At 68.0% G+C, this 23,224-nt stretch carries 21 protein-coding genes; 14 read left to right on the top strand and 7 right to left on the bottom strand.

What is annotated here, in order from left to right:
* Positions 1-11 precede the first annotated feature (11 nt).
* The 3 genes from ACO1BU_RS17015 (at position 12) to ACO1BU_RS17005 (ending at position 1,043) form a co-directional block, all read left to right on the top strand.
* A complete protein-coding gene (locus ACO1BU_RS17015) occupies positions 12-185 on the top strand; it encodes a hypothetical protein (RefSeq protein ID WP_424137161.1) in 174 nt (57 codons plus the stop codon).
* 296 nt (positions 186-481) lie between these two features.
* Complete coding sequence (locus ACO1BU_RS17010) at positions 482-877, top strand: (R)-mandelonitrile lyase (protein ID WP_424137160.1); 396 nt, start codon at positions 482-484, stop codon at positions 875-877.
* A 19-nt stretch (positions 878-896) separates the two neighbouring features.
* Entirely contained in the window at positions 897-1,043 is a 147-nt protein-coding gene (locus ACO1BU_RS17005; protein ID WP_424137159.1) for a hypothetical protein, read from the top strand.
* Between the two features lie 167 nt (positions 1,044-1,210).
* Here the strand turns inward: ACO1BU_RS17005 and ACO1BU_RS17000 are convergent, their stop codons facing one another.
* Positions 1,211-2,098 (bottom strand): LysR family transcriptional regulator, encoded by an 888-nt coding sequence (locus ACO1BU_RS17000; RefSeq protein WP_424137158.1) that lies wholly within the window; start codon positions 2,096-2,098, stop codon positions 1,211-1,213.
* A 118-nt stretch (positions 2,099-2,216) separates the two neighbouring features.
* On the opposite strand from ACO1BU_RS17000, the gene ACO1BU_RS16995 reads away from it, so the two are divergent.
* Genes ACO1BU_RS16995 through ACO1BU_RS16980 form a run of 4 tightly spaced genes read left to right on the top strand, consistent with a single transcriptional unit; the run spans position 2,217 to position 5,915 of the window.
* Positions 2,217-2,639, top strand: a complete 423-nt coding sequence (locus ACO1BU_RS16995; RefSeq protein ID WP_424137157.1) for a cupin domain-containing protein — start codon at positions 2,217-2,219, stop codon at positions 2,637-2,639.
* Positions 2,639-3,616: a Bug family tripartite tricarboxylate transporter substrate binding protein gene (locus tag ACO1BU_RS16990; protein ID WP_424137156.1), complete on the top strand. Its 978-nt coding sequence runs from the start codon at positions 2,639-2,641 to the stop codon at positions 3,614-3,616. The genes ACO1BU_RS16995 and ACO1BU_RS16990 overlap by 1 nt, the downstream gene beginning before the upstream one ends.
* Positions 3,616-4,764, top strand: coding sequence for a CaiB/BaiF CoA transferase family protein (locus ACO1BU_RS16985; protein ID WP_424137155.1), 1,149 nt, complete (start codon positions 3,616-3,618; stop codon positions 4,762-4,764). Before ACO1BU_RS16990 ends, ACO1BU_RS16985 begins: the two co-directional genes overlap by 1 nt.
* Complete coding sequence (locus tag ACO1BU_RS16980) at positions 4,749-5,915, top strand: acyl-CoA dehydrogenase family protein (RefSeq protein ID WP_424137154.1); 1,167 nt, start codon at positions 4,749-4,751, stop codon at positions 5,913-5,915. The genes ACO1BU_RS16985 and ACO1BU_RS16980 overlap by 16 nt, the downstream gene beginning before the upstream one ends.
* A 248-nt stretch (positions 5,916-6,163) precedes the next feature.
* Here ACO1BU_RS16980 and ACO1BU_RS16975 read toward each other — a convergent pair whose 3' ends face one another.
* From ACO1BU_RS16975 to ACO1BU_RS16960, 4 genes are all read right to left on the bottom strand, one after another.
* Positions 6,164-7,504 (bottom strand): coiled-coil domain-containing protein, encoded by a 1,341-nt coding sequence (locus tag ACO1BU_RS16975; protein ID WP_424137153.1) that lies wholly within the window; start codon positions 7,502-7,504, stop codon positions 6,164-6,166.
* Between the two features lie 433 nt (positions 7,505-7,937).
* Positions 7,938-8,651, bottom strand: coding sequence for a response regulator (locus tag ACO1BU_RS16970; protein ID WP_424137152.1), 714 nt, complete (start codon positions 8,649-8,651; stop codon positions 7,938-7,940).
* Positions 8,648-11,353, bottom strand: coding sequence for an ATP-binding protein (locus tag ACO1BU_RS16965; protein WP_424137151.1), 2,706 nt, complete (start codon positions 11,351-11,353; stop codon positions 8,648-8,650). Before ACO1BU_RS16965 ends, ACO1BU_RS16970 begins: the two co-directional genes overlap by 4 nt.
* A 37-nt stretch (positions 11,354-11,390) precedes the next feature.
* A complete protein-coding gene (locus ACO1BU_RS16960) occupies positions 11,391-11,690 on the bottom strand; it encodes a hypothetical protein (RefSeq protein ID WP_424137150.1) in 300 nt (99 codons plus the stop codon).
* 325 nt (positions 11,691-12,015) lie between these two features.
* Between ACO1BU_RS16960 and kdpF the strand changes: the two genes are divergently transcribed.
* The 6 genes from kdpF (at position 12,016) to corA (ending at position 18,491) form a co-directional block, all read left to right on the top strand.
* Entirely contained in the window at positions 12,016-12,102 is an 87-nt protein-coding gene (gene kdpF / locus ACO1BU_RS16955) for a K(+)-transporting ATPase subunit F (RefSeq protein WP_424137237.1), read from the top strand.
* A gap of 4 nt (positions 12,103-12,106) precedes the next feature.
* The gene (gene kdpA / locus ACO1BU_RS16950; protein WP_424137149.1) at positions 12,107-13,804 is read left to right on the top strand and encodes a potassium-transporting ATPase subunit KdpA; all 1,698 of its coding nucleotides are present in this window, start codon (positions 12,107-12,109) and stop codon (positions 13,802-13,804) included.
* An 11-nt stretch (positions 13,805-13,815) separates the two neighbouring features.
* Positions 13,816-15,876, top strand: a complete 2,061-nt coding sequence (gene kdpB, locus ACO1BU_RS16945; protein WP_424137148.1) for a potassium-transporting ATPase subunit KdpB — start codon at positions 13,816-13,818, stop codon at positions 15,874-15,876.
* 3 nt (positions 15,877-15,879) lie between these two features.
* Positions 15,880-16,464: a potassium-transporting ATPase subunit KdpC gene (gene kdpC / locus ACO1BU_RS16940; RefSeq protein ID WP_424137147.1), complete on the top strand. Its 585-nt coding sequence runs from the start codon at positions 15,880-15,882 to the stop codon at positions 16,462-16,464.
* Positions 16,451-17,236, top strand: coding sequence for a TorF family putative porin (locus ACO1BU_RS16935; RefSeq protein WP_424137146.1), 786 nt, complete (start codon positions 16,451-16,453; stop codon positions 17,234-17,236). The genes kdpC and ACO1BU_RS16935 overlap by 14 nt, the downstream gene beginning before the upstream one ends.
* A gap of 286 nt (positions 17,237-17,522) precedes the next feature.
* Complete coding sequence (gene corA, locus ACO1BU_RS16930) at positions 17,523-18,491, top strand: magnesium/cobalt transporter CorA (RefSeq protein WP_424137145.1); 969 nt, start codon at positions 17,523-17,525, stop codon at positions 18,489-18,491.
* A gap of 187 nt (positions 18,492-18,678) precedes the next feature.
* On the opposite strand, the gene ACO1BU_RS16925 is transcribed toward corA, so the two are convergent.
* Together ACO1BU_RS16925 and ACO1BU_RS16920 are read right to left on the bottom strand one after the other, a co-directional pair.
* A complete protein-coding gene (locus tag ACO1BU_RS16925; RefSeq protein ID WP_424137144.1) occupies positions 18,679-18,963 on the bottom strand; it encodes a helix-turn-helix domain-containing protein in 285 nt (94 codons plus the stop codon).
* A 56-nt stretch (positions 18,964-19,019) separates the two neighbouring features.
* Complete coding sequence (locus ACO1BU_RS16920; protein ID WP_424137143.1) at positions 19,020-19,295, bottom strand: cupin domain-containing protein; 276 nt, start codon at positions 19,293-19,295, stop codon at positions 19,020-19,022.
* Positions 19,296-19,359: 64 nt separating this feature from the next.
* On the opposite strand from ACO1BU_RS16920, the gene ACO1BU_RS16915 reads away from it, so the two are divergent.
* On the top strand, positions 19,360-23,224 hold a 3,865-nt coding region (locus ACO1BU_RS16915; protein WP_424137142.1), incomplete at its 3' end, for a choice-of-anchor I family protein.

Raw genomic sequence — 23,224 nt, 5'->3', positions numbered from 1 at the left:
CGGGACGTCGCGTGAGCACCTTGATGATCGGGCCTTGGGCCGAGCTGACCGCCAAGGCTTCCTTCGCCCGCCGTTCCGGTCCTGGAGAAAGCGGCCCGGATCTGCCGCAGATCGCCCAATTGGCGCTGGTCACCTCGCGCCGTTTGAGATCGAAATCGCCTCTGGCCTGCGGGTCAACCTGTTGAGTAGAAGCAGCCACCCCCTTTCGCGCGCTCGGCACAACTCATGGTGTTCACGTCTCGCAATTCTGACGGCGTCGATCGGAACGCGCTGAGCTGAGCCGCGGCTCGCGTGAAGCTCTCCGACATGCGGGGATGGGGAAGTCACTGACGTCGGCCTGACGCATTCAGAAATTCTACTACTGGGTCTATTTGGGTTTTACCGCCTTACCTGTCACAGCCACCTCGGCTAGGTTTTTGCCCGCAGCACCGAGGGCCGTCGCGAGGCGGCCTGGGCTTTTCATAGTCACGGGAAATCGGCGATGGAGATCAAGCGCGCGGGCTCCCAGCCTTCCGGCAAGGGCCCTGCCGAGTACTTCACCGGCGCGGTTCGCATTGACCCGCTGTTCAGCCCGCCCGACCCGGCGCGGGTGGCTGGCGCCCTGGTCACCTTCGAGCCCGGCGCTCGCACCGCTTGGCACACCCATCCGCTCGGCCAGACACTGGTCGTGACCTCCGGCTGCGGCTGGGTGCAGCGCGATGGTGGGCCCATTGAGGAGATCCGTCCCGGCGACGTTATCTGGTTTCCGCCCGGCGAGAAGCATTGGCACGGCGCCACACCCACCACTGCGATGAGCCATATCGCCATCCAGGAGAAGTTCAACGGCTCCCCCGTGGACTGGATGGAGCAGGTGACGGACGAGCAGTACCGGCGGTGATCTTTCGTTGCTTTCGCCAATGAAGGCCAAGGGCGTGGGCGAGCTTGGCCTCTGCGGCCTGGGCGGCGCGGTGGCGAACACCATCCACAACGCCACCGCCATCCGCGTGCGAGACTACCCCGTCACGCTCGACAAGCTCATCGAGCGGCTGCCGGGGATGGGGTGATCATTCCAGGCCGGAACGGGTCAGTGCACGCTGCTTGTACCCTGAAGCAGGGTTCTTGAAGCGGCTCAGGCCCGCTTTGCCCCGGCGTGATGGAGGTGGCTGCGGCCCTCGGCGGCCTGCTCCGCTGAGGGAGAGGTCCACTCCGGCCAGCTGGGAATTTGACGGCGTCAGTCGTCGGCGCTCTCGCGCAGCGCCTCCACCAGGGCCGCGGCGGCCGGGGAGAGGGAGCGTCCGGCGCGGCGCACCACCATGATCTCCCGCACCAGATCCGGCTGAAGCGGCCGCCGGGCCAGCTCCGGCGCCATGCGCAACTCCACGGCCGTGGAGGGCAGGAGGGCGATGCCGAGGCCTGCCTGCGCCATGCCGATCAGCGTGCTCGTGTGCACCGCCTGCTGCAGGGGAAGGAGGCGGAGGCCCTTCGCCGCGAATGCGTCATCCAGCACACGCCAGACGGAGGTGTTGGATTCCAGCAGCAGCAGGGGTTCCCGTGCCAGGGCGTCCAGCGGGATGCGGCGGCGCGAGGCCAGAGGGTGGTCCGCCGGCAGGATGGCTTGCAGCCGGTCCTGGAACAGCGGATCCCGCGCCAGGTCCGGGCCAGGGGGTGGGCCGCTGGCGATGCCGATATCCACCATATCGGCCCTCACCATATCATGCACCCGGCCCGTCACCGCCTCCTGCAACTGCACGCGCAGTTCCGGATGGCGCTTGCGCATTCGTAGCATCGCGCGGGGCAGAAGGCCGGAAGCGACGGAGGGCAGCGCCGCCAGCCGCACCGTGCCCCGGCGGCGCGTGGCCAGGTCCCGTACGTTCTCCAGTGTGTGATCGAGGTCGCGGAGCTGCACCTCCAGCACCCGCGCCAATTCCGCCCCGGCCTCCGTCGGCTCCACCCCCTGCGGCGTGCGGTCCAGCAGGCGCAGGCCCAGCACGGCCTCGAGCTGGCGGATCTGCACGGTCAGTGCGGGCTGGGTGACATGCAACAGGCCGGCGGCGCGGGTGAAGGAGCGGTGGCGCGCGATGGTGAGGAAGGCGCGCAATCCCTTCAGCGTTACGTCCATAAAAAGATCTTATCGAGCGAGAACAAGTTTTCAATTGCCTTATCGCCCCTGCGCTTCCAGCTTCGTGGCACTGAATGCAAGAGCCCTCCGCAGCGGGCCGTTCGAGGAGACCGATCCAGTGTCAGAAGCCCCGGCCCCGGTGGCTGCGGCGCGCCGCTTTTTCCTGCGCGCCGAGGATGTTGCCCCCTACAGCCCCGCCAATCACACCGGCACCAGCAATCGCCGCGTGATCGCGCCGGAGACGGTGGGCGCCACGCAGATGGAGGTGCTGATCGGCACCATCGAGCGCGGGAATGGCGCGCTACCCCATGCCCATCCGGACCTGGAGCAGACCTGCTACATCATGGAAGGGCGCGCGCAGGTGGAGGTGGGCGGCGAGAGCCGCGAGGTCGGGCCCGGCGATTTCTGCTTCTTCCCGATCGGGGTGGAGCACGTCGTCACCGTGACCAGCGAGGAGCCGCTGAAGCTCATGGTGATCTACGCGCCGCCCTATGGCGAGGACCCGGCCAAGGTCACGCGCCGCGCGGGAGGGCATGGGTGATGCGTCGCCGCTCCCTTCTCGGCACGGCCGCCGCCGCGCTGGCCCTGCCCGCCATCCGCCCCGCCCTGGCGCAGGGCGGATGGCGGCCCACCCGCCCCATCACCATGGTGGTTCCCTTTGCGGCCGGCAGCGGCACGGATGCCGGCGCGCGCATCCTGGCGCAGGTAATGAGCGCGGAGCTGGGCGGCGCCAACATTGTGGTGGACAACCGCGCGGGCGCGAATGGTGCGATCGCCGCCAGCTACGTGGCCCGGGCGGAGCCGGACGGGCACACTCTCTTCGTCACCACCAACACCACGCATTCCGCCAATCCGGCGCTGCTGAAGCATCTCGACTACGACCCGGTGGCGGATTCCGCGCCCATCGCGCGGGTGGGGAACCTGCCCTTCATGCTGGTGGTGGGCGAGAGCTCGCCCGCGAAGGATGCGAGGGGGTTTCTGGAGATGGCGCGCCGGCGGCGCGGAGAGATGAGCTATGCCAGCGGCAACAGCACGGGCATCGTCGCCGGCGCCACCATGGCGCGCATGGCGGGTACGGAAATGCTGCACGTGCCCTATCGCTCCACTCCGCCCGCGATCACGGATGTGATCGCCGGGCGCGTGGACTGCATGTTCGTGGATATCGCGGCGGGCCTGGGCAATCTGCGCGCGGGCAAGCTGCGCAACCTCGGTATGTCGACCAGGGAAAGGTCCCGGCTGATGCCGGAGGCGCCCACGCTCTCGGAGGCGGCGCTGCCTGGCTTCGACATCACCTCCTGGAACGGTGTCTTTGCCCCCGCGCGCACGCCCGCCCCAGTGATCGAGGCGCTGAACGCCGCCATCCGCAAGCCAATCGAGCGGCCCGAGGTAAAGCAGCGCTTCGCCGAGATCGGCTTCGACGCTTTCTCCGGCACGCCGCAGGAGCTGGGCGACTTCGTGAAGCAGCAGCTCGTCGTCTGGCGCGAGATGGTCGAGGCAGCGGGCATTCCCAAGGAGTGATGGGTTTGCCTTCCCCCGGGCCGCTGGCCGGCATCCGCGTGCTGGACTGCTCCTCCGTGGTGATGGGGCCCTATGCCGCCCGCCTCCTGGCCGACCAGGGGGCGGAGGTGCTGAAGGTGGAGCCGCCGGAGGGCGACGTGCTGCGCCGTGCCGGCCAGGGCGGCGCCATGTTCGCGCATCTCAACCGCGGCAAGCGTGCCGTGGCGCTCGACCTCAAATCCGAAGCGGGGCAGGCCGCATTGCGGCGTCTGGCAGCCGGTGCGGATGTGCTGCTGCACAATATGCGGGCCGATGCGGCCGCGCGGCTGGGGCTGCGACGTGATGCGCTGCGCAATGTGAACCCGCGGCTGATCGTGGCCAGCGCGGTGGGCTACGGCGCGGGCGGCCCCTATGCCGCGCGCCCTGCTTATGACGACCTGATCCAGGCGGCGAGCGGGCTGGCCGAGATCATGGGGCGCGTCTCGCCGGACGGTGAGCCGCGCTACGTGCCGCTGACGCTGAGCGACCGGGTAGTGGGAATCCACCTCGCCCAGGCTGTCACCGCCGCGCTCTTCGCGCGCGAGCGGGGAGCCGAGGGCGCGGAAATCGAGGTGCCGATGTTCGAGACCTTCGCCGAGCTGGTGCTGGGCGACCATCTCGGCGGCCTTAGTTTTGATCCGCCATGTGGCGGGCCGCATTATCCGCGGCTGATGACGCCGCAGCGCCGGCCCTACCGCACCCGGGACGGCCACATCGCCGTGCTGCTCTACAATGACGCGCATTGGCGTCGCTTCTTCCGTGCTGTCGGGCGCGAGGCGGAACTGGATTCCGACCCTCGGCTGCGGGACCATGCGGCGCGCACCGCCAATTTCCATCATGCCTATGGCTTGGTTGGGAAGATCCTGGCGGGGCGCAACACGGCGGAGTGGCTGGATCTGCTTTGCGGGCTGGACATTCCCGCGGCGCCGGTGAACGGCGTGGAGGCGTTGCTGGAGGACCCGCATCTTCGCGCCGTCGGCTTCTGGCGCGAGGCGAGGCTGCCGCAAGGTGGTATGCTGCGCTCCACCGCGCCGGTGGGGCGATGGGCCGGGCAGGCGGAGTCCGCCCTGCGGCCCCCGCCCGAGCTGCCGGGTCCCGCCGATGAGGAGGTTGCATGGACTTCGCGCTGACCGAGGAGCAGGAGGCCGTGCGCGACGCGGTTTCCCGCATCTGTGCCCGCTTCGGGGATGATTACTGGCTGGAACGTGATCGCACGGGCGACTTCCCGGTGGAACTGCACCAGGCGCTGGCCGCCGATGGCTGGCTGGGTATCTGCATGCCGGAAGAATTTGGCGGTGCCGGGCTCGGCATTTCCGAAGCGGCCATCATGATGCAGGCCATTTCGCAGTCCGGCGCGGGGATGAGCGGGGCCTCCGCCGTGCACATGAACATCTTCGGGTTGCAGCCCGTGGTGGTCTTCGGCACGGACGAGCAGCGGCGCCGGATGCTGCCGCCACTGATTGCCGGGCGCGAGCGCGCCTGTTTCGCGGTGACGGAGCCGGACACCGGGTTGGATACCACGCGCCTGCGCACGCGCGCGGAGCGGCGCGGCGACCACTATGTGGTGAACGGGCAGAAGGTGTGGATCTCCACGGCCCAGGTGGCAGAGAAAATCCTGATTCTCGCGCGCACCACCCCGCTGGAGGAGGTCCGTAAGCCGACCGAGGGGCTTTCGCTCTTCTACACCGATCTCGACCGCAGCCGGATTGAGGTGCGTGCCATCGACAAGATGGGCCGCAAGGCCGTGGACTCGAATCAGGTCTTTTTCGACAACCTGGAGGTTCCCGAGGAGGACCGGATCGGCGAGGAGGGGCGCGGCTTCGAGTACATCCTGCATGGTCTGAACCCCGAGCGCATCCTGATCGCGGCCGAGGCGCTGGGGCTGGGCTTCGTCGCGCTGGAGCGGGCGACCCGCTATGCGCGGGAGCGCGTGGTGTTCGGCCGGCCCATTGGCCAGAATCAGGCAATCCAGCATCCCCTGGCGGAGTGCTGGATGCGGCTGGATTCCGCGCGGCTGAGCGTGATGCAGGCGGCCTGGCGCTACGACAAGGGCCTGTCCTGCGGGGCGGAGGCGAACACCGCGAAGTTCCTGGCGGCGGAGGCCGGCTTCGCGGCTTGTCAGCAGGCGGTGATGACGCATGGCGGCTTCGGCTACGCGAAGGAATACCATGTGGAGCGCTACCTGCGCGAGGTGATGATTCCGCGCCTGGCCCCGGTGAGCCCGCAGCTCATCCTCTGCTTCATCGCTGAGAAGGTGCTGGGCCTGCCGAAGTCCTATTAAGCTTTGCAGCAGTGGATCTGCTGCAAAGCTGAAGTGCCTGTTGTCTGGCGAAGCAGAGATGTTCCCGCGCAGCTTACTCCGAGCCGGCAAGCGACAAATCGGTGGGGGAACCGCCCGACCGGGAAGGGGCGGTGGCATGATCACCTGACGGAGCCGGCGACGGAGAGGCTCGTTGCGCAATCGTATCGGTTCGCCTGGCTGCCATGGCCAGCGGGCCGAGCGATCCCAGTCGCAAATGGCGCTCCGGCTTATGGACTTCCGGAGGGCGCCCTGTCCTTGTCAGAGGCTGGCTGCTCTGTGCCGCCTCCAGCGATTGGCACCACCCGGTCCTGAGATCTCTGACGATCGCGCGACAGCTCGTTGGTCCGTTCGGTCAAGTCGCGTTGCTTTTGGTCAAGCCGTGATTGAGCCTCAGTGATCTGCTTGGCCAACTCCTGATGGCGCTGCTCCAAGCCCGTGGCCTCGTTACGCAGGCTTTGGGAACGTTCCTGAAGCCGGGTTTGCTCCTGGCGTGCCAGATCTGCGGATGCGGAGATCTGCTGAGCCTGAGCCTCCAGGCCACGGACGCGGCTGCTGGCCTCGCCAGCGGCGCGGTTGGCTTCTGCCAGCTTCTGCTCAGCCTCATTCAGCGCTGTGCGCCGGGCTGCAAGATTTACTTCGGCCGCCTGAGCTTCGGCGCGCAAAGCCTGCAGGCGGCGTTCCTCGGCGGTGGTGCCGTCGCGCAGTTCGGCGAGCCGACGCTCAGCATTGCCGACATTGGTTCGCAATTCCTCGTTGCGCGCCTGCAGGCTGCGCAGCGTGGAGGCAGCCTCGTCGCGTGCTGTGGTAAGCCGGGCTAGTTCAGCTTGCGTTTGCGTGATGGAGGCCCGGCGCTCGGCCAGCGACGTCTCGGCAGTCGCCAGCACGCCACGCAGCTCGCTCAGGCGGCGCTCCGCTGCGCCGGTGGCCCCGGCCAGCTCAGCCGAGCGTGCTTCCAGTCCACGAACGCGCCCGGCTGCATCATCGGCAGCCTGGGTCATGCGGGAGAGACGGCCCTCCGTCTCAGCTATAGCCGCTCGTAATCCAGTCAGGCGCTGCTCTTCGGCCGCGGCCCGTTCGCCGAGCGCTGCCAGGCGGCCCTCCTGCGCCTCTGACCGGTCACGCAGCCCGGCGAGGCGACGCTCTGCCGCTGCCGCTTGTTCCTGCAGGCCAGCAAGGTTGCGCTCCGTCTCGGAGAGCGTGCCCCTTCGCTCCTCGGATGCCTGTTGGAGTTGCCCGGCTTCGGATTGGAGGCCGGCAAGGCGACGCTCCTCGGCCGCGACGCGTTCACGCAGGCTGCGCGCCTGCTGGTCCGCCATGGCCCGCGCCCGCTCCGTGGCTGCGAGCGATCCTCGGGCCTGCGCCAAGCGTTCGTCCAGGGTGGCCAGATCGCCTGCTGCACGGCGCTCCGTCTCCAACGTCGCCTCAAGCTCGCCGATACGCTGCTGAAGGACGCTACCATGCGTCTGTGCCTCCTGCAGGGACTGCTCGATGGCAGCGACGCGACTGGTGCGTTCTATCGTCAGGCCACAACCAGCCAGCGGCAGCAGTAAAGCGATATGCAGGGTCATTGGGACCGGCCAGCACCGGTTCGAGAGGACCATGGGACAGATCCCTTTCCCTGCCATCAGAGCGCATCATTGCACCCACTATTCCGGATCCGGTCAAGGCGGTCTTCCGGCACTGTATTTCGGCATATGGCCGGTGGCAGTGGGCAAGATCACGATCTGGGGCAGCCCTCAAAAGAGCAGATCGGGTTCAGCCAACAACCAGCGGTGGAAGAACTTTATCGATTCTGACTTGAAGCTACTGAAAACCGGCGCCCCATCGCTTTCTCGGCGCCGAGGAGCAGCATCAGTTCAGCGAGGCCGCCAGGATGATCCGCGTTGAAATCGAGAGGAAGCCGGCGATACGCCCCGTCAAATCTCGCCCAGCGGGGCGGCCCACGACCGGCCATCTCTGCCACGGAAGTGGTGCGAGCCATGAGGGAGCGGAAGATTGCCCTCAAGCCACGGGGCCGAGCCGGTAGCCAACGCCCGGCTCTGTCCGGATCAGCGAGGCAGCGTCACCGAGCTTCTGGCGAAGGTGTCCGATGTAGACGCGCAAATATTGCGGGCTCTCCGTGTGGCCTGGCCCCCAGACGGCGGAGAGGAGCTGGCGCTGGGTCACCACGCGCCCGGACCCGGCCCGGCCCAGAGCCGCGAGAAGGTCCCACTCGCGCGGCGTCAGCTTGAGGGGAGCCCCGCTCAGCGTCGCCGTCCTCGCGGCGAGGTCTATCTCCAATTCTCCCACCCGGATCAGCGCCGCCGGCGCGTCATGTCCCGTGGAGGCGGCCGCACGGCGCAGGGCCGCCCGGAGGCGGGCGAGCAACTCGGCCAGGGCGAAGGGCTTCTCCACGAAGTCGTCAGCCCCCGCATCGAGCGCCGCCACCTTGGCCATCTCCCCATCACGGGCGGAGAGCACGATAATCGGCGCCGCCGTGAAGGCCCGGAGGCGGGGTATCACCTCCTGTCCGTCGAGGTCGGGCAGGCCGAGATCGAGCAGCACGGCGGCGGGGGCGCGGGTCGCCGCGAGGTGCAGGCCCGCCATGGCGTTCTCCGCCTGCACCGGCTCGTAGCCGGAGGCAGCGAGGGCAGGGCTGAGAAAGCGGTGTATCTGCGGCTCGTCATCGACAACGAGGATGCGAGGCGGAGCGAGGTTGGGAGGGGCATTGTTCATGAGGGAAACCGGATGGTGACGCGTGTTCCTCGCCCCTCCCGGATTGGGCTCTCGGCCGTGATCTGCCCGCCCATCGCTTGGGCGAGCCCGCGTGCGATCGCGAGGCCCAGACCGCTGCCGGCCGCGATCCGATCGGTACGAGAGGCCCGGTAGAAGGGGTCGAAGATGCGGGCGAGGTCCTCGCGCGGGATGCCCGGACCGTCATCCTCGACGGAAATCGCGACATTTGCGCCCTCGCGCCGCACCAGGGCTGCGACATGGCCTGTTGGTCCGGAGAATTTCAGGGCGTTGTCCAGCAGGTTGGCAAGGATCTGGTCGAACAGCACCGGGTCCAGCGACGGCGTCGGCAGGCGCGCATCGATACGGCGTTCCACCCGCCGTCCCGTCGCCTGCTCCGCGCGTTCAATAGCGGCCTCCAGGGCGGAGGGCAGGTCCAGGGCTTCGCGCCGCAGGGGAACCTGCCCGCTCTCGAGCCGTACCATGTCGAGGATATTCGAGGCAAAGCGGGCGAGGCGCGCCGTCTCCTCCTCGGCCGCAAGGATCAAATCGGCCCGTGCCTCGGGCGGAAGCGCATCGCCCATGGTCCGCAGCGTCTCCAGCGAGCCGCGAATGCTGGTCAGCGGCGTGCGAAGGTCGTGGCCAAGCGAGGTAAGGAGGGTGGTCCGCAACGCGTCCGCCTCTGCTCGAACCGCGCCCCGCGCGCGCTCCTCCATCAGCTCCGCCCGCTCGAGCGCGATCGCCGCCTGGTCCAGCAAGGCATTCAGGGCGTGCTGCCGCTCCGTGTCGAGCGGCTCAGCCCGGTCCGCGAAGCGGAGGCCCACCAGGCCCGCGACACCCTGCGCCGTTGGCAGGGGCTGGAACTGCCAGGGCACGGCGGGCAGCGTGTCGGTGCCCCATCCCGTCGCGCGCCCCTTGATATAGGCCCAACGAGCGGCGGCCATAGAGGGATCGTCCGGCTCGGCGGTTATGGGGGCTGTCGCGCGAATGATCAGGTCGGTGTCGTCCGGCCGCCGCTCGCGCGGCAGGCCCAGGCCCGGCAGCTCCTCGCCCGAGAGCGGCATCAGGATACAGCAGGGGCATCCAGCGACCCGCTCGGCCTCCTCCGCGATAAGGGCCAGCAGAGCGGCACGGTCCATCGGCGCACCCAGGCGGCGGCTGAACTCGACCAGTCGCCGCAGTCCGAAGACGCGTGCCTGCGCGGCGCGGGCCGTGCGGCCCAGCCGCCCGGCCGTGCCTGCCAGCAGCAGGGCCACCAGGGCGAAAACGATGGCGCCGAGAACCTCCTGTGGTCCGTCAATGGTCAGTGTGTAGCGCGGCTTAATGAACAAGAAGTTCCAGAGCAGGAAAGAGAGAACGGCCGCGGCCAGTCCATGGGCGGCCCCGAAGGCGACCGCGGCCGCCACGGTTGCCGCCAAATACACCATGCCGAGCGAGCCCTCCGTTACCCGCTCGTCCAGGGCGAGGCCGACCGCCGTCGCCGCCAGGACAAAGGCCGGAACGCTCGCCCAGCCGACCCAGGCGGGGAGCTGGCCGCGCTCTGGCACCGCCTTTGGGCGTCCTACCGCAGCGGGGGCCGGAACGAGGTGCAGGGCGAAGTCGGATGCGCGGCGCACCAGCACGGCCGGAAGGGTGCGCCCGGTCAGGCGGCGCCAGAGCCTCGGTCGGCCGCGGCCGATAACGAGATGCGTGGCGTTCCGGGCCCGCGCCGCCGCCAGAATGGCCCGCGGCAGATCGGTGTCCACCACTGTCTCCGTCTCTGCGCCGAGCGTCTCGGCAAGACGGAGCGCGGGCCCCGGGTCACCGCCCGTTCTCCCGGGCTGCTCGACATGCAGCGCCACCAGCGGCGCGCGGAGCGCATCGGCGATGCGGCGCGCATGCCGCACGACCGCCTCGGCAGAGGGATCTCCTCCCACGAGCACCATCACGCGGTCGCCCGCCGGCCACGGGCCCGTGATCGCGTTGGCGCGCATGTAGTCCGTGACGTCGGCATCCACGCGGTCCGCCATGCGGCGCAGGGCCATCTCGCGCAGCGCGGCCAGGTTGCCCTCGCGGAAGAAGCCCTTCAGGGCCCGCGCCGCCTGGTCGGGACGGTACACCTTGCCCTGGCGCATCCGCTCCAGCAGCTCGGCGGGTGGAATGTCAATCAGCTCGACCGCGTCCGCCCCTGCAAGCACGTGGTCGGGCACCGTCTCTGTCACCCGCACCCCGGTGATGCGGGCCACCGCCTCTGAGAGGCTCTCCAGGTGCTGCACGTTCATCGCCGTCCAGACCTCGATGCCGGCGGCGCGCAGCTCCTCCACGTCCTGCCAACGCTTGGGGTGGCGGCTGCCCGGCGCGTTGCTGTGCGGAAGCTCGTCCAGCACGAGGATGGCGGGGCGGCGGGCCAGCGCGCCGTCCAGGTCGAACTCCTCCAGCACCTGCCCGCGGTAGTCCAGCCGCGCGCGGGGCAGCACCTCCAGCCCTGCAAGCTGGGCGGCGGTCTCCGCACGGCCATGGGTCTCCACCAGCCCGACCACCACATCGGCACCGCCCAGCGCGCGGCGGCGTGCCTCAATCAGCATCTCATAGGTCTTGCCTACCCCAGGCGCGGCGCCCAGGAAGACCTTCAGCCGCCCGCGTCCCTCCCGCGCCGCCATGGCGAGCAGCGCGTCGGGATGGGGACGGACTGGCTCGCCAGGACCCGTTCCGGGACGCGCGCTCAAGGAAAGGCCAGGCCTGGCGACGTCGTCACCTTGGATCTCACTCCCCCAAGCTCGCCCGAGCGAGCAGCCCGGCGGCCAGGCCCGCCACGGCGATGCCCAGCGCAATGGCGAGCCACAGGAGAGCAAGGCGCGGCTCCGCTGTCGGTGGGGTCCGCAGCCCCATGGCGAGTGATCCGGTGAAGCCCCAGAGCAGGAGCGCCGCGAGGGTGAGGGCTGCCACGGTGCACGAGCCCATCCGACGGAGAGGGGACTGAACCCGCCGGGCGATGCCCCGCCAGTGGGGCAAGGCCGGGGCCGCGATACGGCCTTCCAACAGGTGCGAGATGGCGGCGGACATGTCGGGCGTCTTCCCTCCACGAGCGTCCGATGCCTTGGTCTTGCACGCGTAAAAAGGCGATCATTCATTCGCCCCGGGTCTGTAAAAAGCGCATAAACGCCGGCGCTCCGCAGCGTGAGTTCGCGCCGCCTTTATGCGCTTTTTATGGGCCGTGCCCAAATCCGGAATGGCCCATTTACGCGCGCCTTTTCATTGAAGGCCCGATCGCCGGTAGTCCCCGGCGGAAGGGCTCACAATGATCGACATTCTTCTTCTCGGCCTTGGCCTCGGCGCCTTCGCGCTCATGGCCGCCTATGTCGCCGGCTGCGAGCGGGTCTGACACGCCATGCTCGAGCTTGTCCTGGGTGGCGCCGTATCCGCCGGGCTCCTGGCCTACCTTCTATGGGCGCTGCTGCGCCCCGAGGCTTTGTGAATTCATGAGCCTCATCGGTTGGGCGCAGATCGCGCTCGTGCTCGCGCTCGTGCTGATGGCTGCCGTGCCGCTCGGGCGCTACATTGCGGCCGTCGCGGACGGCCGCGTCACCTGGCTGCGACCCCTGGAGGCACTGCTCTACCGCGCCGGCGGTATCGATCCGGCGCGCGGGCAGGATTGGAAGGGCTATGCCCTCGCGATGCTCGCCGCGAACGCGACGGGCTTCGTGCTGCTCTTCGCTATCCTGCGGCTGCAGGGGATGCTGCCCCTGAACCCACAGGGCTTCGCCGGCATGTCCTCCTGGCTTGCCTTCAACACGGCGGTCAGCTTCGTCACCAATACAAACTGGCAGGCCTATTCGGGCGAGGTCGCGGCCTCGTACCTCTCGCAGATGGCCGGGCTGGCGGTGCAGAACTTCCTGTCGGCCTCCACCGGCATTGCGCTGGCGCTTGCCATCTCCCGCGCCTTCGCGAAGGGTGGGACGCGAGAGCTGGGTAATTTCTGGGCCGACTTCACGCGCATCAATCTCTATGTCCTACTGCCCCTCGCACTCGTCCTGGGGAGCGCCTTCGTGGCGCTCGGCATTCCCCAGACCTTCGCGGGTTACGTCAGCGCGACGACGCTGGAGGGCGCGGAGCAGATCATCCCGCTTGGCCCTGCAGCCTTCCAGATCGCCATCAAGCATCTCGGCACCAATGGCGGCGGCTTCTTCGGCGTGAACTCGGTTCATCCATTCGAAGGGCCGAACGCGCTGGCCACTGCCCTGCAGATCTGGGCACAGGCGGTCATCCCCTTCGCGCTCTGCCTCACTTTCGGGCGCATCGTTGGCGATATCCGCCAGGGTCGCGCGCTGCTGGCCGTGATGCTGGGCTTCGTGGTGATTGCCACCGCCGCCATCTACGCCGCCGAGGCTGCGGGCAACCCGGTGCTGGCCGCGATGGGCGTCGATCCCGCCATGGGCAACATGGAGGGCAAGGACCTTCGTTTCGGCCTGCCGCTTGTGGCGCTTTTCACCGCCACCACCACGGGCGCTTCCTGCGGCGCGGTGAATGCGATGCTCGACAGCTTCACGCCGCTGGGCGGGATGGTGCCCATGTTCCTCATCCAACTCGGCGAAGTCCTGCCGGGCGGCGTGGGCTCAGGCCTCTACGGCATGCTGGTCTTCGCCTTGCTCGCTGTCTTCGTGGCCGGGCTGATGGTGGGGCGCACGCCGGAATATCTGGGCAAGAAGGTGCAGGCACGGGAAATCAAGCTCGCGATGCTGGCGGTCCTCATCCTGCCGGTGGCAATCCTCGGCTTTACCGCCTTCTCGCTGGTGCTGCCCATGGCGGCCTCATCCATCCAGGATGCGGGGCCACACGGCCTGTCCGAGATGCTCTACGCCTATACCTCGGCTGCCGGGAACAACGGCTCCGCCTTTGGTGGCCTCGCCGCCGACACGCCCTGGCTGAACACCACTCTCGGCATCGCCATGCTGCTCGGCCGCTTCGCCTATGTGGTGCCGGTCATGGCCATCGCCGGATCACTGGCCGCCAAGGCAAAAACGCCCCCTAGTGCGGGCACCTTCCCCACCCACGGTCCGCTCTTCGCCGGGCTGCTGGCCGGCGTGGTCCTCATCCTTGGCGGGCTGCAATTCCTGCCTTCCCTGTCCCTCGGCCCGATCGCCGAGCACTTCGCCCTGCTCGCCGGCAAGACCTTCTGAGGCCAACCAAGATGCTCGACACCACCATCAGCGCCGGCGCAGCCGCGCGTGTCCGGCCACCCCTGTTCGGCGCCGCGCTTCTGCCGCGCGCGATCGGGGACGCCTTCCGCAAGCTCAACCCGGTAACGCTGCTGCGGAACCCCGTGATCTTCGTGACCGAGATCGTCTCGATCCTGGTCACCTTTCTCGCCGCCCGTGCGGCCTTCCGGGGGGAGCCCTGGGCGTTCCAGGCCGGGATCGCTCTCTGGCTCTGGTTCACTGTTCTCTTCGCCACCTTCGCGGAGGCGGTGGCCGAAGGACGTGGACGCGCCCGTGCGGAGAGCCTGCGCAGGGCCCGGACCGAGACGCAGGCCAAGCTGTTGGTCCGGCCCGATGACCGCGCACTCTGGCAGCCGCGCAGCGCTACCGAGCTGCGCGTGGGGGACCTCGTGCTGGTCGAGGCTGGCGATCTCATCCCCTCCGACGGCGAAGTGGTGCAGGGCATCGCCAGCGTAAACGAGGCCGCCGTGACGGGTGAGAGCGCGCCCGTGATCCGCGAGAGCGGCGGCGACCGCAGTGCCGTGACGGGCGGCACCATGGTCGTTTCCGACTGGATCATGGTGCGCATCACCGCCGCCCCCGGCTCCACCTTCATCGACCGCATGATCGCGTTGGTGGAGGGCGCATCCCGCCAGAAGACGCCGAATGAGATCGCACTCGACATCCTGCTGGCGGGCATGACGATCATCTTCCTGATCGCCGTCGCCAGCGTGGTGGGCCTTGCCTCCTGGAATGGCCAGCCGCCCTCCGTGCCCGTGCTGGCGGCGCTGCTGGTCACGTTAATCCCCACCACGATCGGCGGCCTTCTTTCGGCCATCGGCATCGCGGGCATGGACCGGCTGGTGCGCTTCAACGTGATGGCAACCAGTGGCCGCGCCGTGGAGGCCGCCGGCGACGTGGATGTGCTGCTGCTGGACAAGACCGGCACCATCACCCTGGGCAACCGCCAGGCCGCTGCCTTCCACCCCGCGCTGGGCGTGGAGGTGCGGGATCTGGCCGAGGCCGCCATCTTGTCCTCCCTTGCGGACGAGACGCCGGAGGGCCGTTCGATCCTCGCCTTCGCGCGGGAACGCTACGGCGTGATGCCACCCGCCTTGCCGCCCGAGGCGAAAGTGGTGCCTTTCACGGCGCAGACCCGGATCTCGGGGCTGGACCTGCCGACGGGAAGCTATCGCAAGGGCGCGACGGACAGCCTCGTCCGCGCGATGGGCGCCGAGGTGCCCGGAGCGCTGCGTGAGGTGGTGGACCGCATCGCCCGCGCGGGCGGCACTCCGCTCGTCGTGGCGAAGGACCGTCGCTTGCTCGGTGCCATCGAGCTGAAGGACATTGTCAAGCCCGGCATCCGGGAGCGCTTCGCCGCATTGCGCCAGATGGGCATCCGCACCGTGATGGTGACGGGCGACAACCGCCTGACCGCCGCCGCCATCGCCACCGAAGCCGGCGTGGACGACTTCATCGCCGAGGCCACCCCCGAGGACAAGCTGCGCTACATCCGCGACGCGCAGGGGGAGGGGCGCCTCGTCGCCATGGCGGGCGACGGCACGAATGACGCGCCCGCCCTGGCCCAGGCCGATATCGGGCTGGCCATGCAGACCGGTACCCAGGCCGCGCGCGAGGCCGGGAACATGGTGGATCTCGATAGCGACCCCACGAAGCTCATCGAGGTGGTGGAGATCGGCAAGCAGCTCCTTATCACCCGTGGCGCGTTGACCACCTTCTCCATCGCCAACGATGTGGCGAAGTACTTCGCCATCCTGCCGGCAATCTTCGTCGCGCAGTACCCGGAGCTTCAGGCGCTGAACGTCATGCGCCTGGCAAGCCCTGAGAGCGCCATCCTCTCGGCCGTGATCTTCAACGCGCTGATCATCGTGGCGCTGGTGCCGCTGGCACTGCGCGGCGTGCGCTACACGCCTGCGGGGGCTGCTGCCCTGCTGCGGCGAAACCTGCTGGTCTACGGGTTGGGTGGGGTGGTCGCGCCTTTTCTTGGCATCAAGCTCATCGACTTCGTCCTCCAGCTCCTGGGGATTGCCTGAACCATGTCCCTCATCCGCCCTGCCGCAGCCCTGGTCTGCGGCTTCACCCTTCTTCTCGGCCTCGCCGTACCGGCCGCCTTCACGCAGCTTGCGGGGGCGCTGGCACCCAGACAGGCCGGCGGCTCCCTGATCGAGCGGGAAGGGCGCGTCATTGGCTCGGCGCTCATCGGCCAGAACTTCACGCAGGACCGCTACTTCCACCCGCGCCCCTCCGCCACCAGCGCGGCCGATCCGGAGGACAGCAGCAAGACGGTGGACGCGCCCTACAACGCCGCCGCCTCTGCCGCCTCGCAGCGCGGTCCCTCGAGCCAGGTGCTGGTGGACGCGGTGCGGGAACGCCTGGCGGAGGCAGGCCCCGAACCCATCCCCGCCGACGCCGTCACGGCTTCGGGCTCCGGCCTTGACCCCGACATCAGCCCGGAGAACGCCGCCCGACAGGTCACCCGCGTGGCCCGGGCGCGTGGCCTGCCGGAGGAGCGCGTGCGCGTGATCCTGGCGGAGAACACCACCGCGCCTGCCCTCGGCTTCCTCGGTGCGTCGCGCGTGAACGTGCTGCGCCTCAATCTCGCACTCGATGCTGCGCGCTGACCGGACCATCCTGAAAGACCATCATTCCATGCCCATCCACCACATCCTCTGTGGCCTCGCGCTTCTCGGCACCGCTTCGGCCCAGGCCTTGGAACTTGAGAGTGCCGGCCTGACGGTGAACCTCACGCCCACGCTTTCGTCCGACTACCTGTTCCGCGGCATCAGCCAAACCCGGAACCGCCCGGCGGTGCAGGGCACGGTCGACGTCCAGCACAGCACCGGCCTCTACATGGCGGCCTTCGCCTCTAACCTGGCCTTCCTCGGGACCAACGCCCGCCAGGAGATCGACGCCCTGGCTGGCTGGCGTACCACAATCGCGGGCGTCAGCCTCGACCTGGGCGGCATCGCCTATATCTACCCGGGCTATAAGAACGCGTCCGGTACCGGGCTCTACGACCTACAGTATTTCGAGCTGGCCGCCAGGACCTCTTACGAGGTTCCGCTCCTGCCCGTGAGGGTGCTCGGCGCCCTCAACTGGTCGCCGAATTATCAGCTTGAGTCGGGTAACGGTTTCTACGTCGAGGGCGGCGTCGAGGTCGGCATGCCCTATGACCTGACACTGGCTGGCCGCCTCGGCTACCAGTGGATCCAGAACAACCCCCACTGGGGCTCGCCCGACTTCGCCAACTGGAACATCACGCTGTCCTACAAGCTCTCGGATTTCGTCCTCACCGCAGGCTACTACGACACCAGCCTCGACCGCAGCGAGTGCTTCGGCTCGCAGAAGATCTGCGAGGCACGCGGGATGGTCTTTCTCTCCCGTACCTTCTGACCTTCGCTGCGGGCCGCCAGAGGACTCCGGCCAAGCGCCCCCTGATCGCTGTGCAGCAGCCCGCGGGTTCCGCCGGGGATGCATGTCACCCTCGCGATGCTCCTGCGCCGCGGGGCACCCGGACGGCCAATCCCCATCCTGATCCACGAAAGGCCCGGATCTCCTCCACGGCGCCCATCACGCGGCCCGCTTCATGCGCCTTCCCGACCTTCGTCCTCGAGGGCACACTGGGGTCTGGCCGTGCCCAACCTTCCGGGACCTTACGGCCTCGTTCCGAGAGATATCCATGAGCGTCGTCGCGGCATTCTTTTACCAGAACGGCCGGCGGGCCCGGCCCGTCGCCATTGACGAACCCACGCCCTGCGTGGGCGATAAGTCGGAGTTCGTCTGGATCGGCTTGCTTGATCCATCCGAGCAGGAACTGAGAGTGCTCCAGGACAAGTACGGCCTGCACCCCCTTGCCGTGGAGGACGCGTTCAAGGCGCACCAGCTTCCCAAGGTGGACGTCTATGGCGACCAGCTCTTCGTCGTTGCCCGCACGGCCTATCTGGAGCAGGACCAGATTCACTACGGCGAGACCGCGGCCTTTGTTGGGAAGCACCACATCATCACGGTGCGGCACGGGTCCACGCGCGCGCATAGCGAGTTGCGAAGCTACCTGGAGGCGGCGCCGGCTCTGCTCTCGCAGGGCGTGGACTACGTGCTCCACGGCGTGATGGACTTCATTGTGGATGGATACCTGCCGATCGTGGAGGCGATCGAGGAGGAGGTGCTGGGGATGGAGCAAAGGGCGCTGAACACCTTCCTGGGGCGGGAGGAGGTGGCCAGGATTTTCCGGCTGCGTCGGGAGATGATCCGGTTCCAGCGCATTCTTGGCCCGATGAGCGAGGTGTGCAGCAAGCTGTCCCGCCTTGACATGCCCTGCGTTGACGCGGAGGCGCGACCCTATTTCAGCGACGTGCTGGACCATGTCAGGCGCGTCCAGACGAGGGTGGACGGGCTACGCGAGGTGCTGACCTCCGTCTTCGAGATCAGCACGCTGCTGGAGCAGCAGAGGCAGGGCGAGATCACCCGGCAGTTGGCCGCCTGGGCGGCGATCCTGGCCGTTCCCACGGCCATTGCGGGCATTTACGGGATGAACTTCGAAAACATGCCCGAGTTGAAGACTGAATACGGCTACTTCGTGGTGCTCGGGGTCATCGCCGTGCTGTGCGTCACTCTCTATATGCGCTTCCGGCGCGCGAAATGGCTGTAGGTTCATGCACCGGTGGCCGGTTGTTGCAAGGTCCATTTCGGAAAAGCGGCAGGACAGAGCTTAGCGCCTACTGATCCGCTTCACCCCATGCAAACGGATGGAGAGACGCTTTTCTGGCGGCGCGACGGCATGATCTGGCCGAAAGAGGTCCGTCCGCTCTCGGGTTGAGGATGACCGGCAGCTTGGCTCAGGGCGGAGCATCTTCGGCATGAGATGCTGCGAGAATACGATGATCGATGCAGCGTCCGCGCATGGTGGTCTGAGGACCGCAACCCATGTCGGTGCGAAAGGCGTAGGCGAACGCGGATGCCAAGCCGTAGCCGAGCTCCATCGCTGTCTGGGTCACCCCGAGGCCGCCACCCAGCCGTTCGATGGCCTCGCACACCTTCAGCAGCGTACCGCTGCGTGGCCAGGGAAGCGCACCCGGGAGGGACCTCGCACGCCGGAGTTGGTCGAGGATCAGGCCGGTCACGCGGCTTGCATATCCGTCGGAATCCTCCTGACCCTCAATCGCGGCGGCCTCGACGATCAGAGCTTGCCAGAGGCTGTGGAACTTCGCCCCGAGAGTGAGCCGACCCGGTGCGACAGGCCGGTCCGCAGCCACACCGCCTGCTCTGGGGAGATCACAAAAGAACGCCCCTCCAGGGGCACCGTCAGCACCCCGGAGATAGCGTAGCCCACCTGGTTCCAGCGATGCGCATGCTCCGGGAAGTAGTGGCGCGCCAGGATGGACTGCGCACGCACCGCCACTGGCCTTGGGGCAGCCAAACCAAGTTGACGAATGAATGTCACAAAACCGTGCATGAAGCGCCATTCATCGTCCGTTAACTCCCCCCGCCATCACACCCTTTGGGCGGAACCGGACACCATGGCCAGCATCAACGCCGACCTTCTGTGGACGAAGGACAGCTCCCAATCCGCAGCCGGCAGCGCCGAAGTGAGCGCCTATGACGCGGAGCGTGGTCTCGTGCTCGTCCTGGGGCCGACCGGCGTGGAGGCCCTGAATGCTGAGGATGGCGCGCTCCGGTTCAGCCTTCCCGCCGCTGATCTCGGTGCCCTGGGCACGGGAAACAGCGTCGCGGTCCATGGCGATCTCATGGCCGTGGCCTATGACGGCGCGGAACCCGGCAGCAACGGTACTGTCGCCCTCTACCGAATTGCCGCTGACGGCAGCAGCGCCTCCCTGATCCATCAGGTCGAGGTCGGCGCCGTGCCGGACATGGTAACCTTCACCCCGGATGGCAGCCGCGTGCTGGTGGCCATCGAGGGTGAGCCGAACGAGAATTACGGCGTGGACGCGTCCGGCGACCCGGCCGGCGGGGTGGCCGTGATCGACACCACGACCGGTAGCAGCACCATCCTTGGCTTTGGCGGCTTTGACACGGAGGAGCTGCGGCAGGCCGGCGTGCGGATCACCGGCGTCGACGGCGTCACCGCCGCGACGGATCTGGAGCCGGAATACATCGCTCTCTCCTCCGATGGCGGCACGGCCTACATCACGCTGCAGGAAAACAACGCCATCGCCGTGCTGGACCTCAGCACGCTGACCTATACCGGCGTCTTTGCGCTCGGCACCAAGGACCACTCCATCGAAGGCAATGGGCTCGACACCTCCGACCGCGATGGTGGCGTGAACATCCACACCGCCCCCGTCCAGGGCCTCTACATGCCGGATGGCATCGCAACCTTCGACTATGAGGGCAAGACCTATCTCGTCACCGCCAATGAGGGCGACGCGTCCGAGTGGGGCAGCTACAACGACGTGGCGCGGGTCAAGAACCTCAATCTCGACGCTGACAGCTTCGGCGGCGATGCCGGCGTGGCCGCGCTGAAGGGCGATGCCGCGCTCGGCCGCCTGAACGCCTCGACGGCGGATGGCGACACGGACGGGGATGGCGATATCGACGTGATCCACACGCTCGGTGCCCGCAGCTTCTCGATCTGGGAGGTGACGGAGAACGGCCTCACCCAGACCTTCGACTCCGGCGACATGATCGAGCGGATGCTTCAGGCCAACAACCCGGCGCGACTTGACGACGCGCGCTCCGACGACAAGGGGCCGGAGCCCGAGAGCATCACCCTCGGCACGATCGACGGCCAGCTCTACGCCTTTGTCGCGCTTGAGCGGTCGGATGCTGTCATGACCTTCGCCATCAACTCCCCGACCTCGGCCGAATATGCTGGGCTGATCGAGACGAGCGACGCGCCGGAGGTGATCCATTTCGTCTCCGCCGAGGACGCGCCCGAGGGCGTCGACGGGCCGATGTTGATCTCCCCCGCCGAGGGCTCTGGCATCACCACCGCGCATGAGCTGAGCGTGGAGCCGGCCGAAGACGGCACCTTCACCCTGCAGATCCTCCACGCCTCCGACTTCGAGGCCGGGCTGGCCGCCACCACCCGCGCGGCCCAGTTCGCGGCCATCGTGGACAAGCTGGAGGACAGCTACGCCAACAGCATCACCCTTTCCTCGGGTGACAACTACATCCCCAGCCCCTTCAACGCCGCCGGCACCGATCCGAGCGTCAAGAACGAGCTTCAGGACCTCTATGCCTGGCTGCTGGGCGTGCCCGCCGCTGATCTTGCCGGGCTGTCCCTGAACCCGGCGACGATCGACATCGCCATCATGAACGCGCTGGGCGTCCAGGCGAGCGTCTTCGGCAATCACGAATGGGACTTCGGTTCCAATGCCGTGGCGGCCGCGATCGATTTCACCAAGGGCACGGGCACCACGGCGGCGTCCGTTACCTCGATCGGCGCGATGTTCCCCTATCTCTCCGCCAATCTCGATTTCAGCGGCGACCCGGCCATGGCGGCCCTTTTCACCGCCGCGCTGCGCGATGCGGCCAGCTACGCCACGACAGCGGCCGATCTGGCCAGCCCGGCGGGGCTGACGGCCGAGACCGCTGACCAGCAGGTCGCGCCCTGGACCACGATCACCGAGGGCGGCGAGACGATCGGCGTGCTCGGCGTTACGACCCAGCTCCTGGCTTCCATCTCCTCCATCGGCGGGGTGACGGTGAAGGACCCCGCGGGCGACGGCGGCGTGAACAACACGAATGAGCTGGCGCAGATCCTGCAGCCCCTGATCGACCAGATGACGGCGCAGGGCCTGGATAAGATTATTCTGCTCAGCCACCTCCAGCAGTACCAGCTGGAGCTGGACCTGGCTTCCAAGCTCAGCGGCGTGGACGTCATCATCGCGGGCGGCAGCCATGCGGTCTTCGCGGACGGCACGGATGCCCTGCAGCCCGGCGACACGGCCAGCCAGGACTACCCGGTCTTCGTGACGGGTGCCAATGGCAAGTCGGTTGCGGTTGTGAACACCGGTGGCGAGTACTCCTATGTCGGCCGGCTGGTCGTCACCTTCGACGAGAACGGTGACATCATCCCCGGCAGCGTCGATCCGGCGGTGTCCGGCGCCTACGCGACCACGGATGAGACGGTCGCTTCCCTCTGGGGCAATGAGGATGCCTATGCCGACGGAACCCGCGGCGGCGAGGTAAAGGCGGTGACCGACGCCGTGGCGGCGGTGATCGAGCAGAAGGATGGCAACATCCTTGGCTTCACCAACGTGTATCTGGAAGGCCGCCGCGCTGAGGCCCGGACGGAGGAGACCAATCTCGGTGACCTCTCGGCCGATGCGAACCTCTTCGTGGCGAAGCAGGTGGATGCGGGTGTGACCGTCTCCATCAAGAATGGTGGCGGCATCCGGGCAGAGATCGGCGCCATCGGCACCGGCGCCGATGCGGGCGAGCTGCCCCCGCAAGGTAACCCAGCCGCCGGCAAGCCGGTGGGCGCGGTCAGCCAGCTCGATGTCGAGAACTCGCTGCGCTTCAACAACGCGCTGTCCATCGTGACCGTCTCTGCCGAGGAGCTGGTCCGGATCTTCGAGCACGCGGTGGCCGGCGTGGCGCCGGGCGCCACCCCCGGCTCCTTCGGGCAGGTGGGCGGCGTCTCCTTCAGCTATGACCCGGCCGCGACCTCCCAGATCCTGAACGCGGATGGGACGGTGCAGCGGGCCGGCGAGCGCGTGCAGAACCTTGTCATCCTCGGTGAGGATGGCTCGGTGCTCGACACGATCATGCGGAATGGGGAGCTGGTCGGCGACGCCTCCCGGGCGATCAAGATGGTGACGCTGAGCTTCCTGGCGGATGGCGGCGACGGCTACCCGATCGGCCTCTATGCCGACGGCCGGATCGACCTGCTGAACAATGCCGCGCTGTCCGATGGCGCCGAGACCTTCGCGGCCAAGGGTAGCGAGCAGGATGCCCTGGCCGAGTACCTGAAGGCGGAGCACGGGACGGCGGAGACGGCCTACGGCCAGCTTGATGTCGGCCAGGCCGGGGACGAGCGCATCCAGAACATTGCCGTGCGCGAGGACACCGTCCTGGGCACGCCCGTGGATGGAACAGAAGGCGCGGACAACCTCTCCGGCACGGCGGGCCGGGACCTGCTGCAGGGGCTGGGCGGCAATGACGTGCTGTACAGCCGGGGCGGCGACGACACGGTCGAGGGTGGCGCGGGCAACGACACGATTGTTTTTCATGCGGGCAGCTACACGGCGGCGGACAAGGTGGATGGTGGCGCGGACACGGACACGCTGCGCCTGCTGGATGGCCAGGTCCTGGCCGACAAGGCCTTCCAGAACACCGTGAACATGGAGGTGATCTCGCTCGGCGACGGGGCCTACAACCTGACGCTGGACGCCTTTGCCAAGGCGGCCTTCACGGGCG

Origin of the sequence: Roseomonas chloroacetimidivorans, assembly GCF_049629625.1 — a bacterium.
Taxonomy (GTDB): domain Bacteria; phylum Pseudomonadota; class Alphaproteobacteria; order Acetobacterales; family Acetobacteraceae; genus Roseomonas; species Roseomonas chloroacetimidivorans.
Note: the sequence above shows the minus strand (reverse complement) of the source record. Positions and strands in the feature narration are given on the sequence as shown.

Bases quoted from the DNA above. Each gene is read 5' to 3' on its own strand.
- kdpB (WP_424137148.1), top strand. From the start codon at position 13,816: ATGCTCGACACCACCATCAGCGCCGGCGCAGCCGCGCGTGTCCGGCCA.
- ACO1BU_RS17010 (WP_424137160.1), top strand. From the start codon at position 482: ATGGAGATCAAGCGCGCGGGCTCCCAGCCTTCCGGCAAGGGCCCTGCC.
- ACO1BU_RS16990 (WP_424137156.1), top strand. From the start codon at position 2,639: ATGCGTCGCCGCTCCCTTCTCGGCACGGCCGCCGCCGCGCTGGCCCTG.
- ACO1BU_RS16980 (WP_424137154.1), top strand. From the start codon at position 4,749: ATGGACTTCGCGCTGACCGAGGAGCAGGAGGCCGTGCGCGACGCGGTT.
- ACO1BU_RS17005 (WP_424137159.1), top strand. From the start codon at position 897: ATGAAGGCCAAGGGCGTGGGCGAGCTTGGCCTCTGCGGCCTGGGCGGC.
- ACO1BU_RS17000 (WP_424137158.1), bottom strand. From the start codon at position 2,098: ATGGACGTAACGCTGAAGGGATTGCGCGCCTTCCTCACCATCGCGCGC.
- ACO1BU_RS16970 (WP_424137152.1), bottom strand. From the start codon at position 8,651: ATGAACAATGCCCCTCCCAACCTCGCTCCGCCTCGCATCCTCGTTGTC.
- ACO1BU_RS16975 (WP_424137153.1), bottom strand. From the start codon at position 7,504: ATGACCCTGCATATCGCTTTACTGCTGCCGCTGGCTGGTTGTGGCCTG.
- ACO1BU_RS16935 (WP_424137146.1), top strand. From the start codon at position 16,451: ATGCTGCGCGCTGACCGGACCATCCTGAAAGACCATCATTCCATGCCC.
- ACO1BU_RS16985 (WP_424137155.1), top strand. From the start codon at position 3,616: ATGGGTTTGCCTTCCCCCGGGCCGCTGGCCGGCATCCGCGTGCTGGAC.
- ACO1BU_RS16960 (WP_424137150.1), bottom strand. From the start codon at position 11,690: ATGTCCGCCGCCATCTCGCACCTGTTGGAAGGCCGTATCGCGGCCCCG.
- kdpC (WP_424137147.1), top strand. From the start codon at position 15,880: ATGTCCCTCATCCGCCCTGCCGCAGCCCTGGTCTGCGGCTTCACCCTT.
- kdpF (WP_424137237.1), top strand. From the start codon at position 12,016: ATGCTCGAGCTTGTCCTGGGTGGCGCCGTATCCGCCGGGCTCCTGGCC.
- kdpA (WP_424137149.1), top strand. From the start codon at position 12,107: ATGAGCCTCATCGGTTGGGCGCAGATCGCGCTCGTGCTCGCGCTCGTG.
- ACO1BU_RS16920 (WP_424137143.1), bottom strand. From the start codon at position 19,295: ATGCACGGTTTTGTGACATTCATTCGTCAACTTGGTTTGGCTGCCCCA.
- corA (WP_424137145.1), top strand. From the start codon at position 17,523: ATGAGCGTCGTCGCGGCATTCTTTTACCAGAACGGCCGGCGGGCCCGG.